The sequence below is a fragment of the Pseudomonas putida genome (genome assembly GCF_009883635.2).
GTDB classification, from domain to species: domain Bacteria; phylum Pseudomonadota; class Gammaproteobacteria; order Pseudomonadales; family Pseudomonadaceae; genus Aquipseudomonas; species Aquipseudomonas putida_W.
In genome coordinates, this window is the sequence record NZ_CP026115.2 from 5503140 (window position 1) to 5518909 (window position 15770).

Consider the following 15770-nt stretch of genomic DNA (forward strand, 5'->3'; position numbering starts at 1 on the left):
TACAATCGTCAGTTTTTTCGGGCCCCCCTGTCCCGAGCTGGATTTTCCAATGCTGACCGGTAGTTACTCCTCTGCGCTGGTGCTGATTTCACTCTGCGTAGCCATCCTTGCTTCCTACACCGCCCTTGACCTGACTGGCCGCATCGCCACGGCCAAGGGCCGTGCCGTGTATTTGTGGATGGGCGGGGGTGCGCTGGCCATGGGCATCGGCGTCTGGTCGATGCACTTCATCGGCATGCTCGCCTTCAGCCTGCCCATCGCCCTGGGCTACGACATCGGCCTGACCGCGTTCTCGCTGGTAATCGCCGTGCTGTCTTCCGGCTTCGCCCTGTGGCTGGTGAGCCAGCCCAGCCTGCCCCGACTGCAGCTGGCCTTTGGCGCCCTGATCATGGGCACTGGCATCGCCTGCATGCACTACACCGGCATGGCTGCACTGCGCATACTGCCCGGCATCGATTATGACCCGACCTTGTTCGGCGTCTCGCTGGCCATAGCGGTAGGCGCTTCGGCGGCCGCGTTGTGGATTGCCTTCCGCCTGCGTCAGCACACCCCCTACGTGCGACAGATCCGCGGCCTGGCAGCCATGGTGATGGGCGTTGCCATCGTCGGCATGCACTACACCGGCATGGCTGCGGCGAATTTCCCCGAGGGCAGCTACTGTGGCGCGCTGGTAAGCGGCCTGCAGGGCGATGGCCTGGTCTATCTGGTGTTGATCACCACCTTGGCGGTGCTGGCCGCGGCGTTGCTCACGTCGGTACTGGACGCGCGCCTCGAAGCACGTACGGCGGCGTTGGCCCACTCATTGACCCTGGCCAACCAGGAGCTGACACAGCTGGCTTTGCACGACACCTTGACCGGGCTGCCCAACCGCACGCTGTTGTCTGACCGCATCGATCAGGCGATTGGCAAAGTGGCGGAGCAGGGTGGCTGCTTTGCGCTGATGTTCATTGACCTGGATGGTTTCAAGCCGGTCAACGATGCCTTTGGCCACCATGTTGGCGACCTGCTGCTCAAGGCCGTGGCGGCCCGCCTGCGCGGCCACCTGCACAGCCAGGACACCTTGGCGCGCATCGGCGGTGACGAGTTCGTGCTGCTGGTGGAGCTGCAAGAGCCGGAAGACGCCATGGATGTCGCGGTCAAGCAGGTCAACCTGGTGTCGCGCCTCTTCCGCGTCGCCGAGCATGACCTGCAACTCACAGCCAGCCTGGGCATCGTGATGTACCCCGGCAACGGCCAGGACCAGCTCGAACTGCTGCGCAACGCCGACGCGGCCATGTACCACGCCAAGAGCGCTGGCAAGAACGGTTACAGCTTCTTCGACGTGTCGATGAACAGCAACGCCCGGCAACAGTTACAGCTGCTGCAGGACCTGCGGGCGGCCCTCGAACAAGGTCAGTTCCGCCTGCACTACCAGCCCAAGTTCGACGCCCAGGCCTGCAGGCCGATCGGTGCCGAAGCCTTGCTGCGCTGGGAGCACCCACAGCACGGCCTGATGCTGCCTGACCGCTTCATTGGCCTGGCGGAAAAGACCGGCCTGATCATCCCGATTGGCGAGTGGGTGCTGGATCAAGCCTGTCGGCAGATGCGCCAGTGGCTCGAGCAAGGGCACCGCGATTGGCGCATGGCGGTCAACCTGTCGGCCATCCAGTTCTGCCATGCCGGCCTGGTTGACAGTGTTGCCCGCGCCCTGCAGGAGAACGGCCTGCCGGCCAACTGCCTGACCCTGGAAATTACCGAAACCACTGCCATGCACGACGCCGATGCCAGCCTGACCGTGCTGCAGCAGCTTTCCGACATGGGTGTGGACCTGTCGATCGACGACTTCGGCACCGGTTATTCGAGCCTGATGTACCTCAAGCGCCTGCCGGCCAACGAGCTGAAGATCGACCGTGGTTTCGTACGTGACCTGGAACAGGACAGCGATGACGCCGCGATCGTCTCGGCAATCGTCGCCCTGGGCCAGGCGCTGGGCCTGCGCATCGTGGCCGAAGGGGTGGAAACCAACCGCCAGCAGGACTTCCTGACCCGCCTGGGTTGTGATTCGCTGCAAGGCTATCTACTCGGTCAGCCGGTGCCGGCCGAGCAGTTCATGGGCAGGTTGCAGGCGTTGCGCGAAGAAAGCGAAGTGGCTGTCTAGCCCGCATCCAGCAGGGAGAAGGGTGGGGCAAAGGCTTCCATCTCGGCCTCCACGGCCTCGATGATGCGTTCGACATCTGCTGCGGCCATGATCGCCGTGCAGGGGATGCCGGCAATGGCCAGCAGGGTCTCGCCCGTGGCCCGATCGAACAGCCGTGCAACCATGCTGCGCGGTGCATCCATGCTGGCTTCGAAGCCCAGCGGATGGAAGTGCCAGCGCATCACCTGGCAGGCGTTGGGGAACGTCATCTTGTTCAAGCCAGCCTCCTTGTCCTTGCCTGGACGCGGTGATCGACCGCCGTTCGCTCGGCTGCCGGGAACCTAACCATAGCACCTGCCACAGCCCATGTTCGGACCAGGACAAGACAAATGTATGAATGCATGACAGCGTTCACACACCTGTCATGCACGCCGTTTGGCGGCAAATGGCCACGCAAACGTTTTCTCCGCACGATGCCCGCATGGTTGCCGATTTGCTCTGCTATTTTTATCCACATTCGGCGCACAGCGTTTTCGGACGAGCGGTGCGAGCTGGGCAGACAGGGAGACAGTCATGCGCTATTCCACGCTCACCCAACGCATCGTCGGCGAAGCCGTTGCGGCATGGGACATTCACTATCAGGCCCAGGCACTGCGCCGCGAGGGGCGCGAGATCTTTCTGCTGTCGATGGGCGATCCGGACTTCGACACGCCAGCGCCGGTGGTCGACGCGGCGATTGCCAGCCTGCAGCGTGGCGAAACCCATTACAGCGACGTGCACGGTAGCCTGGCGCTGCGCCAGGCGATTGCCCGGCGCACAGGCGCGCAGGTCTTGGCCGACCAGGTGATGGTCCTCGCCGGTGCCCAGTGCGCCCTGTACGCGGTTTGTCAATGCCTGTTCGAACACGGTGACGAGGTGATCATCGCCGAGCCGATGTATGTCACCTACCAGGGCGTGCTCGCTGCCTGCGGGGCACAGCCCGTGCAGGTAGCTGTCAGCCCGGAGCAGGGCTTTCGCCTTGACCCGATGGCGGTGGCCAGGGCGATCACCCCGCGTACCCGTGGCCTGCTGCTCAATACCCCGCATAACCCTACCGGCGCCGCCATTTCGCCGCAGGACATGGCGCTGTTGGCGCAACTGTGTCGTGAACATGACCTGTGGCTCGTGTGCGATCAGGTATATAGCGGCTTGCTGTTCGACGGCGAACCGGCAGACCCGCTTAGCCTGCCGGGCATGGCCGAGCGCTGCGTGCTGATCGACAGCGTGTCCAAGTCCCATGCCATGAGCGGTTGGCGGGTGGGCTGGGTGGTGGGCCCGCAACCGTTGATAGCCCACCTGGCGACCTTGGCCATGGCGATGCTGTTCGGCCTGCCGGAGTTTGTCATGGCTGCCGTCTGCGTGGCGCTGGAGCAGGACCTGCCGGCGGTGCACGCGATGCGCGAGGCCTATCGGCAGCGGCGTGATCGGGTCTGTGCAGCCCTGGCGGATTGCCCGGGAGTGCTTGCCCATCGCCCGGCCGGCGGCATGTTCGTCATGCTCGATATCCGTGCCACCGGGCTCAGCGCCCAGGCCTTCGCCCAGCGCCTGCTGTGGGAGGAAGGAGTGTCACTCTTGCCTGGCGATGCATTTGGCGCCAGTGCGGCGGGCCATGTGCGCTTGGGGCTGGTGCTCGATGCCGAGCGCTTGGAACACGCCTGCCAGCGCATCGGCGCCTGCGCAAGACGGATACTAGCCGAGCAGGCCTGCCGCAATATTGATGGTGAAGCCCAGAATCGCCGTGTTGAACACAAAGCCTACCAGTGAGTGCGCCAGCACCACCCGGCGCATGCCACGCCCGCCGACGCCGACGTCGGAGGTCTGCACGGCAACGCTGATGGTGAACGAGAAATAGTGGAAGTCCCAATAATCCGGGTTGCACTCACCGTCGGGGAAGCGCAGCGCCGGTGCATTGCGCTCGCCGGTGTAGAACAGGCGGGCGTAGTGCAGGCTGAAGATGCAGCCGATCAGCAGCCAGGAACCAGCCACGGTCAGCCCGGTGTACAGGTAGTGCAGGGCCAGCGCACTGCCTTGCAGGCCGCGGCTGGAAACCAGCTGCAGGGTCACGGCCGCCAGGCTGGCGATGGCGGCGATGCACACGGTGAGCAACACCAGACCGGCGTTTTCGTCCTCGACCCGGGCGATCTTGCGCACCTTGTCGGGGCTGGCGCGCCAGGTCAGCCACAGCACCAGCAGCAGATAAAGCCAGACCCCCAGGTTCCAGCCGGCGAGGATGCGCTGGACGGTATCGTCGGCAGGGATCAGCCAGGCGCCGAGGAGGCCGACCAGGGCGGCGATGCTCAGGCGCGGGTGGGTACGGGTCAGGCGGTGGAAAGCCATGGGCGCTCGCTACAGAACAGTCATGGCTACCACTCTAGACCACTGCTTACCCAGGCATGCCATCCGCCCGCGGGCGCAGCAGGATCGGCAGATAATGCCAGAGGAACAGCAGCAGCGCGCCACTCCAGCACAGAATCGAGACGTCGATGCCGAACGGTGTGAACAGCGTGAGCAGTACCCGTGCCAATGCCGCCAACTGCATCAGCGCGAATGCCCAGGCAATGCTGCCGGGCACCTGCAGCTGCCTTCCGGTATGGCCGAGGCTGACCCGCGCCATCATCGCCACGATCAGCCCGGTCATGCCACCCACGGTCAAGGCGTGGGCCACCAGGCTCGGGTTGAGCGCGACCCCGGCGTGCCACAGCGCCATGCCCAGGCAGGCCAGTGCCAACCACGCATAAGCCAGGTGCAACGACCACAGCAGCGGCACCCGCCACAGGCCACGGTCGTACCAAAGCACCAGGCGCACGCCGTGCAGGCCGAACAGCGCAGCGAACAGCACGGCCATGGCCGGTTGCGGCACGTCGGCCATACCGCTGGCGAAGGCGGGCGGTAGGGCGATGCTCAGCAGCAGGCAGGCGCGGTCAAGCCAAGGGCGGGCAGTGGCCGGGGTCATGTTGCCCAGCCCGCGACGGGTGAAGAACGGGATCACCCGGCCACCGAGCAGGGTCATCATCGCGGCCACCAGCCACAACCCGGCGAAAATACCCCGGCGTTGCCCCAACTCGTCCTGGCGCAACCAGCCAATCAACGTCAGCCACTGGCAGGCGGCAATCAGCAGCACCAGGCCGATGATCGGGTAGTTGTTGCGCAGCCGCCGCTGCACGATCGGGCGCGCCAGGGCCAATGCCACCAACGGCAGAAAACTGCCCTGCAACACCATCAGCAACCAGGCTGGCAGCGGCAGGAACCAGCTGGCCCGGCCCAGCAGCCAGAGTAGGAACAAGGCTTGTAGCGGTCGCCCGCTGAGGCCGGGTATACCGCTCCAGTTCTGCACCGCAGTGAGCAGAAAGCCGGCGATGATGGCGACAGCGAAGCCGTACAGCATTTCGTGCCGATGCCAGGCGAGCATGCCGCCTGGCGGTGTGGGTTGCAGTACCCCGGCCAGCACGCCGGCCCAGATCAGCAAGGCGACCAGCGCGAACAGGCTGCCGCCGAGGAAGAACGGCCGAAAACCCAGGGCCCAGACGGCCTGGCGTGGACGGGAATCGATCGGTTGTACGAGCATGGGCTGACCTCGGGTCGATCAAGGGCGTTGTTGTCTGCGTGTTTGAGGTACTATCACGATCCGTGCCATCGCCAAAGGCCTTGAATATCAAGGTGATGGCACTGCCCTGGGTGTTATTGACCCCTTGTTTCTTAGTCATTACGACTTGCAGGAGAGTCGTAATGACCTGCTTCAGGATTCACGCTTTGTCCAACCTTTCGCAAAATCCACTGCTGCAATACCTGGCCCGGCTGGCACCCTCCAGCCAGCAGACCATGCGTTACATCCTCCAGGATGCCGCCGACCGGCTCGGCTTCGTCGACTGCAACCTGGTCGATGTGCCGTGGCACCGGCTCGAACCTGGCCATGTGATTGCGCTGGTGGCGGCATTGCGCGCCGATGGTTATGCGCCGAACAGTTCCTCGCTGTATGTCAACGCGGTACGCGGGGTGATGAACGAGGCGTGGCGCCAAGGCCTGATCGACCATGAACAGCTGTTGCGTATCCGTGAGGTGAAGCCTGCGTCCGGCAGCCGCCTGCCGCCCGGGCGCAACCTGCGGCGTAGCCTGATCCGCGAACTGATGGACTTGTGCGAGGCCGACCCGCGGCCCCAGGGCGTGCGCGATGCGGCGATCATCGCCTTGCTTTACGGTACCGGCATGCGCAAGTCGGAGTCGGTGGACATCGACCTCAGCCAGGTCGACTTCGAGGCGCGCAGCCTGCAGGTCACGGGCAAGGGCAACCGGCAGCTGATCAAGTACGCCCCGGCCTGGGCGTTCGAGAAGCTGCAGGCATGGCTGGACCTGCGCCGCGAGGCGTTGCCCGAAGGGGCGTCCGATGACCTGTTCCTGTTCAACCGCATTCGCCGTGGCAACCACATCACCCGTGCCCGCATCACCAAGCATGCGATCTACTACATCGCCCGACAGCGCGGTGCCCAGGTGGGGGTGAAGATCATGCCCCACGATTTTCGCCGGGCGTTCATCACCCGGGTGATCGAAGAGCATGACCTGTCGATTGCGCAGAAGCTGGCACACCATGCCAACATCCAGACCACCGCCGGTTATGACCGGCGCGATGACAACGAACGGCGGCGTGCGGTGGATCGGTTCGACTACTGAGGTCAGTGAATACTCGAAGCCAAATCGAAGATCGGCATGTACATCAGGATCACGATCACCCCGATCAGCAACCCGATGAAGGTCATCAGCAGCGGCTCGAACAATTTCACGAACCACTCCACCCAGCGGCCGATTTCCTGATCGTGGAAATCCGCGCAGCGTTCCAGCATTTCCCCCAGGTTCCCCGATTGTTCCCCCGCCCGCAGCAGCCGCAGCGACACGGGCGTGACCAACTGCCCGGCTTCCAGTGCGTCCGATAACGGCAGCCCTTCACCGACGCGCCGGCTGGCCTGTTCAAGGCCTTGCGCCGAAGCGCTGCCGAGCAGCCCGTGGGCCATGCCCATGGCGGTCAGAATCGGGATGCCGCCCTGCAGCAGGATGCCCAGCGAGCGGTAGAAGCGCGCCAGTTCATACATCACCAGGCGCTGATGCAGGGCCGGCAATCGCCGCAGTTGCCGTGATGCGCAGCGCCGTACCAACGGGTTGCGGCGCAGTACCACCAGCGCACCGATGCCGCCTGCAAAGGCCAGTCCCAGCGGCAGTTGCTGGGCATGCAGGAACAGGCCGATGTCCATCAATACCCGGGACATCCAGGGCAGTTCGCTGCCCATGCCCTCGAACACCAGGCTGAAGCGCGGCACCACATAGCCGAGCAGGAACAGCACCACGCCGCCGCCGACCAGCAACAGCAGCAACGGGTAGACTGAAGCGCCCACCAGTTTCTGCCGGACCAGGTCCAGGCGCTGGCGATAGCCGATGTAGCGGGCCAGGGCATCGCCCAGCGCGCCGGTGCGCTCGCTGGACTGCACCAGCGCCACGTACAGCGGCGGGAAGACCCGTGGCTGCTGCGCCAACGACTGGGACAGCGAGTGGCCTTCATAGAGCTGGCGCACCAGCTCGGTCAGGACTTTGCGCGAGGCGCCGACGGGGGATTTTTCCGCCAGGCTTTCCAGGGCATCGATCAGCGGCAGGCCGGCATGCAGCAGGGTGGTCAGTTCCTGGCTGAACAACACCAGGTCGAATGTTGCCGCGCGGCGCCAGGCCAGCCCGCCCAGGGCTTTGCCCTTACCGCGCACGCTGACCACCCGCAGCCCCTGGTTCTCGGCCTGGCGCCGCGCGTGTTCGGCATCCTCGGCGTCGATCTGCAGCTGCACGATGCCCTGTCTGCCGAGGGCCTTGAGGCTATAGCGCATGTGAGTTCTCCTCATTGCCAGCTGGTGATTTCAGCGTTCTCGCCATCGCCGCCGGGCTGGCCGTCCTTGCCCATCGACAGCAGGTCGTACTCACCGCCGTTTTCACCCGGCTGACGGTAGATGTAAGCGCGGCCCCATGGGTCCTGCGGCACGGCCTTCTGCAGGTAGGGCCCCGACCAGTGCGACTCGCCACTGGGGGCGGCGACCAGCGCCTGCAGGCCCTGTTCGCCGGTGGGGTAATGGCCCACTTCCAGGCGGTACAGGTCCAGGGCCTTGCCCAGGCCTTCGATCTGCGCCTTCGCCACCTTGGCTTCCGAGCGACCGAGCTGGCTGAAGTACTTGGGCGCGACGATACCGGCCAACAGACCGAGCACCACCAGGACCACCAGGAGCTCAAGCAGGGTGAAGCCACGTTGAGGGTTGGATCTGCGCTGCATGGTGAAGCCCTCCGCTGCATGGGGACACGCTTTTTCAAGCCACATGCAACAGCCGTGCACGTCTGCCTCGGGGCCTTGCGCCATGCGCCATGGCAAGCGGCACAGTGCTTGCGTCGTAGCAGAAAAGCCCGGGTTTTCCGGGGCATTTCCCCCATATCGGGGGGCACGGCGGGGAGGCGACCGACATGCGTGTGGTGATCCTGATAGTGACCTGGCTGGTGGCGGCAAGCGCCCAGGCCGACATGTACATTTCCATCGATGCCAAGGGTGGTTATGTACTGAGCAACGTCCACCGGCCAGGACGCCATTACGAACGGGTGATCAGCGAGCCACTTGCCCAGGCTGGCCCGGCCGGTGCCCAGTTGATCACCGGGCGGCCCTATGCCGAACTGGTGGCTGCGGCGGCCCGCGACTACGATGTGCCGTTGGCGCTCCTGCATGCGCTGATCAAGGCCGAATCAGGCTACAACCCGAAGGCCCGCTCGGCGGCCGGGGCGGTGGGGCTGATGCAACTGATGCCCGACACAGCCAAGGAGATGGGCGTGGAAGATATCCTTGACCCCGAAGACAATGTGCAGGGCGGGGCGCGCTACCTCAAACGCATGCTGACCCTGTTCGACAATGACATCACCCTGGCCGTGGCGGCCTACAACGCGGGCCCCGATGCCGTGCGGCGGCGGGGTGCGGTACCGCCGTTCGCCGAGACCCGCCGCTATGTGCCAAACGTGTTGCGCGAATACCGCAGGTTGCAGGGGTTGGCCGATGACTCGCCCCTCTGAACGGGCCTTGCGTCACGAAGTGGCGCAAATCGTCCCCAATCAGTGCCATGGTTACCCAACTCTAGGCTATAACCTTTCAAAAGGTGCCCTGCAGTGGAGTCCGCCATGGACATCGCCCCCCGTTCCGAAGCAACCGAGGCGCCTGCGGGTAGCGAAGCCGCCACCCCGCGCAGGCCGTTCAACCTGTTGCGCTGGTACGCCTGGGTGAGCCTGGCGATCATCCTTTCGGTTGCCGCAGGCCTGGGGCTGATTTCCAGTCGCTTCATCATCGATGAAAGCATCGAGCGCGATGCCTTGCTCACCGCGCAGTTCATCACCTCGATCGCCGACGCCGAAGTGCGCCATGTGTCGATCCCCAATGTGCGCACCATGGGTGAACTGCTCGACCCACGCACCGACCTGACCGCCATGCCCGATGTCGACCCGGAAGCGCGGCGCAAGTCCCGCGGAGAGTTCCTCGACCATATCGCCCATCTGCCGGACATGCTATTGGCCAACATCTATGCGCCGGACCGTACGGTAATCTGGTCGACCAACCCGGCGTTGGTGGGCAAGCTGATCGAAGGCGATGACGACCTGGACCGGGCCTTCGAATACAAGATGCGAGTTTCGGCCAGCTATCACAATTTCGAGCAGGCCCGCGCCGAACAGAAGTTCGTGATCGCGCCGGAACAGCTGTTCATCGAAAACTACATCCCCTTGTTCGATGCCGATGGCGATACCGTCACGGCGATGGTGGAAATCTACAAGGAACCTCACGACCTGATCGTGCGCATCGAGCACGGGCTGATACTCATCTGGATGGCCATCACCGTCGGAGCCGCGCTGGTCTACATCGGCCTGTACGGCATCATGCGCCGCGCCGCGCGGGTGATGGCGGTTCAGCAGAAGCGGTTGATCAACAGCGAGACCTACGTGGCCCTCGGCGAGGTGTCCTCGGCGGTGGCCCACAGCCTGCGCAACCCGCTGGCCAGCATCCGCTCCAGCGCCGAGCTGGCCCAGGCCTTTGATGAAGGACCGGCGCAACGCAACATCAATGACATCATCAGCCAGGTCGACCGCATGTCGCAGTGGATTCGCCAGCTGCTGCAATCCTTGCGGCCGCTGAATGACGAAGCGGTGCCGGTCGACCTGCCTCAGGTTCTGCAGGAAAGCCTGCAAAGTTTCGCCGTGCCGCTGGCCCGTAGCGGGGTAACCCTGGACCTGCAGCCGGTACCGCCGGTACAAGTGCTCGGTCACCCGGCGCTGCTCGGACAGGTTTTCAACAGCCTGATAGCCAATGCCCTGGAGGCGATGGAGCAGGGCGGGCGGTTGCGCATCGAGGTGGTCAAGCGCGACCGGCGCAGCCTGACCTTGCGCCTGGCCGATACCGGCAGGGGCATGAACGAAAAGCAGCTGCGCTTGGCTTTCAGGCCATTTTTCAGCACCAAGCAAGGTGGGTTGGGTGTGGGGCTGGTACTGGTCAAGCGCATCATGGAACGCTTTGGCGGTTCAGTCCGGTTGAGCAGCAGCCAGGGCCATGGCACGCGGATCTCGCTCAGTTTTCGCTTGGTGCATTCGTAACTTAAAATATCAAGACGAAGTTATAACTAGCTGATCTGTATAGAATTTTCATCTTTTGGGTAAACGGTACCCAAATCTGGGGAATCATCCTCGAGCAGAAACCATGAACAAACTGTAATTGATTGATTTATATGGATATGACGATTGGTAAACGCGCATGGCGGAGTTCTTGCAGACTCTCGCTGCAGGCAACGCGCGACAACGGTGGCGGCAGCTGCCCTGGTGGGATGGCATCAATTTGCTACTATCGGTAGCAATGCGGTGACCACCTTCTGAACGGACTCCCTGTACGGGAACGACGCGATGCAGATGCTGGATGAAGATGCTCCCGTGAAGCCGGCCGCGCTCCCCAGCAGCGGCCTGGCCGTGCCGCTTCGCGAATTCAACCTGCTGCGCTGGTTTTCGGTGATCAGCCTGCTGATCATTGCGTCGGTGGCCGGCGGTCTCGGCTACGTGTCGACCCGCTTCGTGGTGCGCGACAGCGTAGAGCGCGATGCCATGCTAACCGCCCAGTTCATTCAAGCCATGGCCCTGGGCGAAGTGCGTCATTCGCAGCTGCCACCCGGTTCCACCATGGGCGAACTGCTTGACCCACGCCTGGATCAACAGCACCTGCAGGTCAGTCCGGCCCTGGCCGAGTCGACCCGGATCGAGTTTCTCGACCACGTCGAGCACTTGCCCGATATCTTGCTGGCCAACGCTTATGCCCGTGATCGCACCATCGTCTGGTCCACCAATCCTGAGCTTATCGGCAAGCGTATCGAAGCCGACGGTGACCTGGACCGCGCCTTCCACTCGCGCAAGGCGGTATCTGCCAGTTACCACAAGGCCGAGGACGACCGGGAAGAGCAGAAGTTCTTGCGCGAGCCCAAGTACCTGTTCATCGAAAACTACATCCCCTTGTACGACAGCCAGGGCGAGCAGGTCATGGCCATGGTCGAGATCTACAAGGAGCCGCAGGACCTGGTGCGGCGTATCCAGCGTGGTTACGTGCTGATCTGGGCCTCGACCCTGGTGGGCGGCGCACTGATCTACTTCGGCCTGTTCTGGATCGTGCGCCGCGCCGCGCACATGCTGCAGCAGCAACAGGACCGGCTGGTGGCCAGCGAAACCTATGTAGCATTGGGCGAGATGTCTTCCGCCGTGGCCCACAGCTTGCGCAATCCGCTGGCCAACATCCGCTCCAGCGCCGAGCTGGCCGAGGAAATCGCCAGCCCGCTGGCGCAGAAGAACATCAATGACATCATCACCCAGGTCGACCGTATGTCGCGCTGGGTGCGTGAGCTGCTGGTGTCGCTGCGCCCGGCCAGCGATAACGCCGAGGCGGTGGACCTGGTGGCGGCTATCGAAGATACCCACCAGGCCTTTGCCCAGCAGATCGAGCGCAATGGCGTGCGCTTCAGCTTCGAAGGGCCGCAGGCGCAGTGGGTAGCCAGCCAGCCCCTGCAATTGACGCAGATTCTCAACAGCCTGTTTTCCAATGCCCTGGAAGCCATGCCCAAGGGCGGCGTCCTGCATGCACAGGTCAGCCTGCAGGATGGCCAGCGCGCGCAGCTGCTGCTCAGCGACACCGGCAAGGGCATGAGCCAACAGCAGGAAAGAATGGTGTTCAAGCCATTCTTCACGACCAAGCAGGGCGGCCTCGGCGTAGGCCTGGCCCTGGTCAAGCGGATCATGGAACGGTTTGGCGGCTCGGTCAGCCTGAGCAGCCGTGAAGAGGAAGGAACCCGCGTCAGCCTCACTTTCAATATCGCAGCGGGAGGGGACCATGGAGCACAGCATCCTGGTAGTTGAGGATGACGAAATCCTCGGCGACAACATTCGCACCTACCTCAGCCTCAAGGGCTTCGAGGTGACGCTCTGCCACAGCGCGGAGCTGGCGCTGGAGCAGATCAAGCGGGCTCAGCCCGATGCGGTACTGACCGACAACTCGCTGCCGGGCATGAGCGGGCACGACCTGCTGCGTACCCTGGTGGAGCAGGCGCCTGACCTGAAAGTGATCATGATGACCGGTTACGGCAATGTCGAAGATGCCGTGCAGGCCATGAAGGAGGGCGCGTTCCACTACCTGACCAAACCAGTGGTGCTGGCCGAGCTCAAGCTGACCCTGGAAAAGGCCCTGGCGGCCGAGCGCATGGAGCGCACCCTGTCGTTCTACCAGGAGCGGGAGGCGCAGAAGTCGGGTTTGCAGGCCTTGATTGGTGAGTCACCGGCGATGCTCAGCCTCAAGCACACCTTGCAGCAAGTGCTCGATGCCGAGCGGCGCATGGCCAGCGACGATCTGCCGCCAGTGCTGGTCGAAGGCGAGACCGGTACCGGCAAGGAGCTGGTCGCACGCGCGCTGCATTTCGACGGCTCGCGCAGCAAGGGACCGTTCATTGAGTTCAACTGCGCCTCGATCCCGGCCAACCTACTCGAGGCCGAGCTGTTCGGCCATGAAAAGGGCGCGTTCACGGATGCCAAGGAACGCCGCGTGGGCCTGGTGGAAGCGGCCGATGGCGGCACGTTGTTCCTCGATGAGATCGGTGAGATGGACCTGGTGCTGCAGGCCAAGCTGCTCAAGTTGCTGGAAGACCGCAGCATCCGCCGCATCGGTGCGGTCAAGGAGCGCAAGGTCGACCTGCGGGTGATCAGCGCCACCAACTGCAACCTTGAGCAGATGGTGCAGCAAGGCAAGTTCCGCCGTGACCTGTTCTTCCGCCTGCGCATCATTGCCCTGAAAGTGCCGCGCCTGCATGCCCGAGGGCAGGATGTGCTGCTCTTGGCCCGGCATTTCCTGGCTCACCACGGGCGCCGCTATGGCAAGCCGAACTTGCGCTTCAGCGCTGAAGCCGAAGCATTGATGCTCGGCTACACCTGGCCGGGGAATGTGCGCGAGCTGCGCAACATGCTGGAGCAGACCGTGTTACTGGCACCGAATGAAGTGGTTCAGGCGCACCAGCTGAACTTGTGTCTGACTCTGGTCGATGAACCGCTGGTGGCGCAGCCCATGGCGACGGTGTACGAAATGCCACGGCATGAGCCGGAGGCGGGCACCAGCCTGCCGGACATGGAGCGCGACCTGGTGTGCAAGACCCTGGATCGTACCGACTGGAATGTCACCAAGTCGGCGCGGATGCTGGGCCTGTCGCGGGACATGCTGCGTTACCGCATCGAGAAGCTGGGGCTTACCCGGCCCGACAAGCGCCAGTGGTAAGACCAGGGGCGCAGTGCGCCCCTGGGGTTCTATTGCTGACTGCCGCCTGAATTGCTCCCGCCTTCTCGGCCAGTGCCTTCCGAGCCGCTGCCATCCATCCCCGGCAAGTCGCGGTTGTCATTCTGCTTGGCCGGTGGGCTTTCTGGATCATTGCCCTGGATGCGCGGGTCGGTATCCCGCGGCATGGGCTTCTCTATGGGGTTCAGGGTACTGTCGACACCCGGTTGAGGCGCCGGGTTGTGCGGATCATCGGGGTAGGTCGGCCCGGTGCCGACCGCCAGGGCCAGCGGCGAGGTGAGCAGGGCAAGCAGCAGCAAGGTTGAACGGGGCATGGCAGGCTCCTTTGCATTGGGTAGGGCACATACTTGCGTTGGGCCCTACCCGCGATGCTCAGGTGCCATCACCCCGATCAGCGGTCACACTACCGTCGACAGCGCCATGATGAAGATGATGCCGACGATCGACAGGATCGTCTCCATCATGCTCCAGGTCTTGAAGGTTTCCGCCACAGTCATGTTGAAGTACTGCTTCACCAACCAGAAGCCAGCATCGTTGACGTGGGACAGGATCAGCGAACCGGCGCCAGTGGCCAGCACCAGCAGTTCGCGGTTGACCCCTGGCACCAGGTCGATCACCGGGGCGACGATGCCGGCACCGGTAATGGTCGCCACGGTTGCCGAACCTGTGGCGATGCGGATCACCGCCGCCACCAGCCAGGCCAGCATGATGGGCGAGATCTCCGCCTGCACGGCCATCTGCCCGATCACGTTGCCCACGCCGGTATCCACCAGCATCTGCTTGAAGCCGCCACCGGCGCCGACGATCAGCACGATGGCCGCAGTCGGTGCCAGGCTCTGGTCGAGCATCTTCATGATCTGCTGGCGGCTGAAGCCACGGGCCGAACCGAAGGTATAGAAGGCCAGCAACAGGGCGGCGAGCAGCGCGGTGATCGGGTGGCCGATCAGGTCCATCCACTGGCGGATGATGTGCTCGGCCGGCAGTACCACGTCGGCGAACGTCTTGAGCAGCATCAGCGCCACGGGCAGCAGCACGGTGACCAGGGTGATGGTGAAGCTTGGCAGGTTGCTCTGGTCCGACTCCTTGGCAATCTGGTCCATCAGCTCCTGCGACGGGTTGCCGGGGATGTAGCGGGAAATGAAGTTACCGAACAGCGGGCCGGCGATGATCGCCGTGGGCAGTGCCACCAGCAGGCCATAGAAGATGGTCTTGCCGATGTCGGCGTGGAAGATGCCGATCGCCAGCAGCGGCCCCGGGTGTGGCGGGACCAAGCCATGCACCACCGAAAGGCCGGCCAGCAGCGGGATGCCGATCTTGACCAGCGACACGCCCGAGCGCCGGGCGACGATGAACACCAACGGAATCAGCAGCACGAAGCCGATCTCGAAGAACAGCGGAATGCCGACCAGGAAGGCGGCGAACATCATCGCCCAATGCACGTTCTTCTTGCCGAAGGCGCGGATCAGGGTTTGCGCGATCTGGTCGGCGCCGCCGGAGTCGGCCATCAGCTTGCCGAGCATCGTACCCAGGGCGAGGACGATGCCGACGAAGCCGAGCACGCCACCGAAGCCGTCCTGGAACGATTTCATCACCTTGGCCACCGGCATGCCGGAGGTCAGGCCGAGGAAACCGGCAGCCAGGGTCAGGGCGACGAAGGGGTGGACCTTGAAATGGGTGATCAGCAGGATCAGCCCGACGATGGTGACCAGCGCGTCGAGCAGCAGGTAGGTATCTGTAGCCAGTCCGAACATGGTTTTGATGCCT

General features: G+C 63.8%; 14 protein-coding genes. 7 read left to right on the forward strand and 7 right to left on the reverse strand.

Features of this window, described 5'->3' with window-relative positions; genetic code table 11:
• The first annotated feature begins 49 nt into the window (after positions 1–49).
• Positions 50–2137, forward strand: coding sequence for a putative bifunctional diguanylate cyclase/phosphodiesterase (locus tag C2H86_RS25025; RefSeq protein ID WP_159410344.1), 2088 nt, complete (start codon positions 50–52; stop codon positions 2135–2137).
• Here the strand turns inward: C2H86_RS25025 and C2H86_RS25030 are convergent.
• Positions 2134–2394 (reverse strand): DUF1652 domain-containing protein, encoded by a 261-nt coding sequence (locus C2H86_RS25030; protein ID WP_159410345.1) that lies wholly within the window; start codon positions 2392–2394, stop codon positions 2134–2136. The two genes, C2H86_RS25025 and C2H86_RS25030, sit on opposite strands and share 4 nt — an antisense overlap.
• 295 nt (positions 2395–2689) lie before the next feature.
• Here C2H86_RS25030 and C2H86_RS25035 point away from each other — a divergent pair, with 295 nt between their 5' ends.
• The gene (locus C2H86_RS25035; RefSeq protein ID WP_159410346.1) at positions 2690–3919 is read left to right on the forward strand and encodes a pyridoxal phosphate-dependent aminotransferase; all 1230 of its coding nucleotides are present in this window, start codon (positions 2690–2692) and stop codon (positions 3917–3919) included.
• Here C2H86_RS25035 and C2H86_RS25040 read toward each other — a convergent pair.
• Together C2H86_RS25040 and C2H86_RS25045 are read right to left on the reverse strand one after the other, a co-directional pair.
• Positions 3845–4492 (reverse strand): DUF1345 domain-containing protein, encoded by a 648-nt coding sequence (locus C2H86_RS25040; protein ID WP_159410347.1) that lies wholly within the window; start codon positions 4490–4492, stop codon positions 3845–3847. The genes C2H86_RS25035 and C2H86_RS25040 overlap by 75 nt on opposite strands.
• 46 nt (positions 4493–4538) lie before the next feature.
• Positions 4539–5720, reverse strand: a complete 1182-nt coding sequence (locus C2H86_RS25045) for an NnrS family protein (protein WP_159410348.1) — start codon at positions 5718–5720, stop codon at positions 4539–4541.
• 185 nt (positions 5721–5905) lie between these two features.
• On the opposite strand from C2H86_RS25045, the gene C2H86_RS25050 reads away from it, so the two are divergent.
• Entirely contained in the window at positions 5906–6820 is a 915-nt protein-coding gene (locus tag C2H86_RS25050; RefSeq protein WP_159412992.1) for a site-specific integrase, read from the forward strand.
• Positions 6821–6822: 2 nt separating this feature from the next.
• Here the strand turns inward: C2H86_RS25050 and C2H86_RS25055 are convergent, their stop codons facing one another.
• A complete protein-coding gene (locus C2H86_RS25055) occupies positions 6823–8013 on the reverse strand; it encodes a type II secretion system F family protein (protein ID WP_159410349.1) in 1191 nt (396 codons plus the stop codon).
• A gap of 11 nt (positions 8014–8024) precedes the next feature.
• A complete protein-coding gene (gene gspG / locus C2H86_RS25060; RefSeq protein WP_159410350.1) occupies positions 8025–8450 on the reverse strand; it encodes a type II secretion system major pseudopilin GspG in 426 nt (141 codons plus the stop codon).
• A gap of 185 nt (positions 8451–8635) precedes the next feature.
• Between gspG and C2H86_RS25065 the strand changes: the two genes are divergently transcribed.
• From C2H86_RS25065 to C2H86_RS25080, 4 genes are all read left to right on the forward strand, one after another.
• Positions 8636–9229, forward strand: coding sequence for a lytic transglycosylase domain-containing protein (locus C2H86_RS25065; protein ID WP_159410351.1), 594 nt, complete (start codon positions 8636–8638; stop codon positions 9227–9229).
• Between the two features lie 105 nt (positions 9230–9334).
• On the forward strand, positions 9335–10792 hold the full coding sequence (locus C2H86_RS25070) for a sensor histidine kinase (protein ID WP_159410352.1): 1458 nt from the start codon (positions 9335–9337) through the stop codon (positions 10790–10792).
• 303 nt (positions 10793–11095) lie between these two features.
• A complete protein-coding gene (locus tag C2H86_RS25075) occupies positions 11096–12586 on the forward strand; it encodes a sensor histidine kinase (protein ID WP_159410353.1) in 1491 nt (496 codons plus the stop codon).
• On the forward strand, positions 12561–13988 hold the full coding sequence (locus tag C2H86_RS25080; protein ID WP_159410354.1) for a sigma-54-dependent transcriptional regulator: 1428 nt from the start codon (positions 12561–12563) through the stop codon (positions 13986–13988). The genes C2H86_RS25075 and C2H86_RS25080 overlap by 26 nt, the downstream gene beginning before the upstream one ends.
• Before the next feature lie 29 nt (positions 13989–14017).
• Here C2H86_RS25080 and C2H86_RS25085 read toward each other — a convergent pair whose 3' ends face one another.
• Together C2H86_RS25085 and C2H86_RS25090 are read right to left on the reverse strand one after the other, a co-directional pair.
• Positions 14018–14320, reverse strand: a complete 303-nt coding sequence (locus tag C2H86_RS25085; protein WP_159410355.1) for a hypothetical protein — start codon at positions 14318–14320, stop codon at positions 14018–14020.
• Between the two features lie 84 nt (positions 14321–14404).
• A complete protein-coding gene (locus tag C2H86_RS25090) occupies positions 14405–15757 on the reverse strand; it encodes a GntP family permease (protein ID WP_103447493.1) in 1353 nt (450 codons plus the stop codon).
• Positions 15758–15770 lie beyond the last annotated feature (13 nt).

Bases quoted from the DNA above. Each gene is read 5' to 3' on its own strand.
- C2H86_RS25065 (WP_159410351.1), top strand. From the start codon at position 8,636: ATGCGTGTGGTGATCCTGATAGTGACCTGGCTGGTGGCGGCAAGCGCC.
- C2H86_RS25045 (WP_159410348.1), bottom strand. From the start codon at position 5,720: ATGCTCGTACAACCGATCGATTCCCGTCCACGCCAGGCCGTCTGGGCC.
- gspG (WP_159410350.1), bottom strand. From the start codon at position 8,450: ATGCAGCGCAGATCCAACCCTCAACGTGGCTTCACCCTGCTTGAGCTC.
- C2H86_RS25075 (WP_159410353.1), top strand. From the start codon at position 11,096: ATGCAGATGCTGGATGAAGATGCTCCCGTGAAGCCGGCCGCGCTCCCC.
- C2H86_RS25040 (WP_159410347.1), bottom strand. From the start codon at position 4,492: ATGGCTTTCCACCGCCTGACCCGTACCCACCCGCGCCTGAGCATCGCC.
- C2H86_RS25070 (WP_159410352.1), top strand. From the start codon at position 9,335: ATGGACATCGCCCCCCGTTCCGAAGCAACCGAGGCGCCTGCGGGTAGC.
- C2H86_RS25035 (WP_159410346.1), top strand. From the start codon at position 2,690: ATGCGCTATTCCACGCTCACCCAACGCATCGTCGGCGAAGCCGTTGCG.
- C2H86_RS25025 (WP_159410344.1), top strand. From the start codon at position 50: ATGCTGACCGGTAGTTACTCCTCTGCGCTGGTGCTGATTTCACTCTGC.
- C2H86_RS25080 (WP_159410354.1), top strand. From the start codon at position 12,561: ATGGAGCACAGCATCCTGGTAGTTGAGGATGACGAAATCCTCGGCGAC.
- C2H86_RS25085 (WP_159410355.1), bottom strand. From the start codon at position 14,320: ATGCCCCGTTCAACCTTGCTGCTGCTTGCCCTGCTCACCTCGCCGCTG.
- C2H86_RS25055 (WP_159410349.1), bottom strand. From the start codon at position 8,013: ATGCGCTATAGCCTCAAGGCCCTCGGCAGACAGGGCATCGTGCAGCTG.
- C2H86_RS25090 (WP_103447493.1), bottom strand. From the start codon at position 15,757: ATGTTCGGACTGGCTACAGATACCTACCTGCTGCTCGACGCGCTGGTC.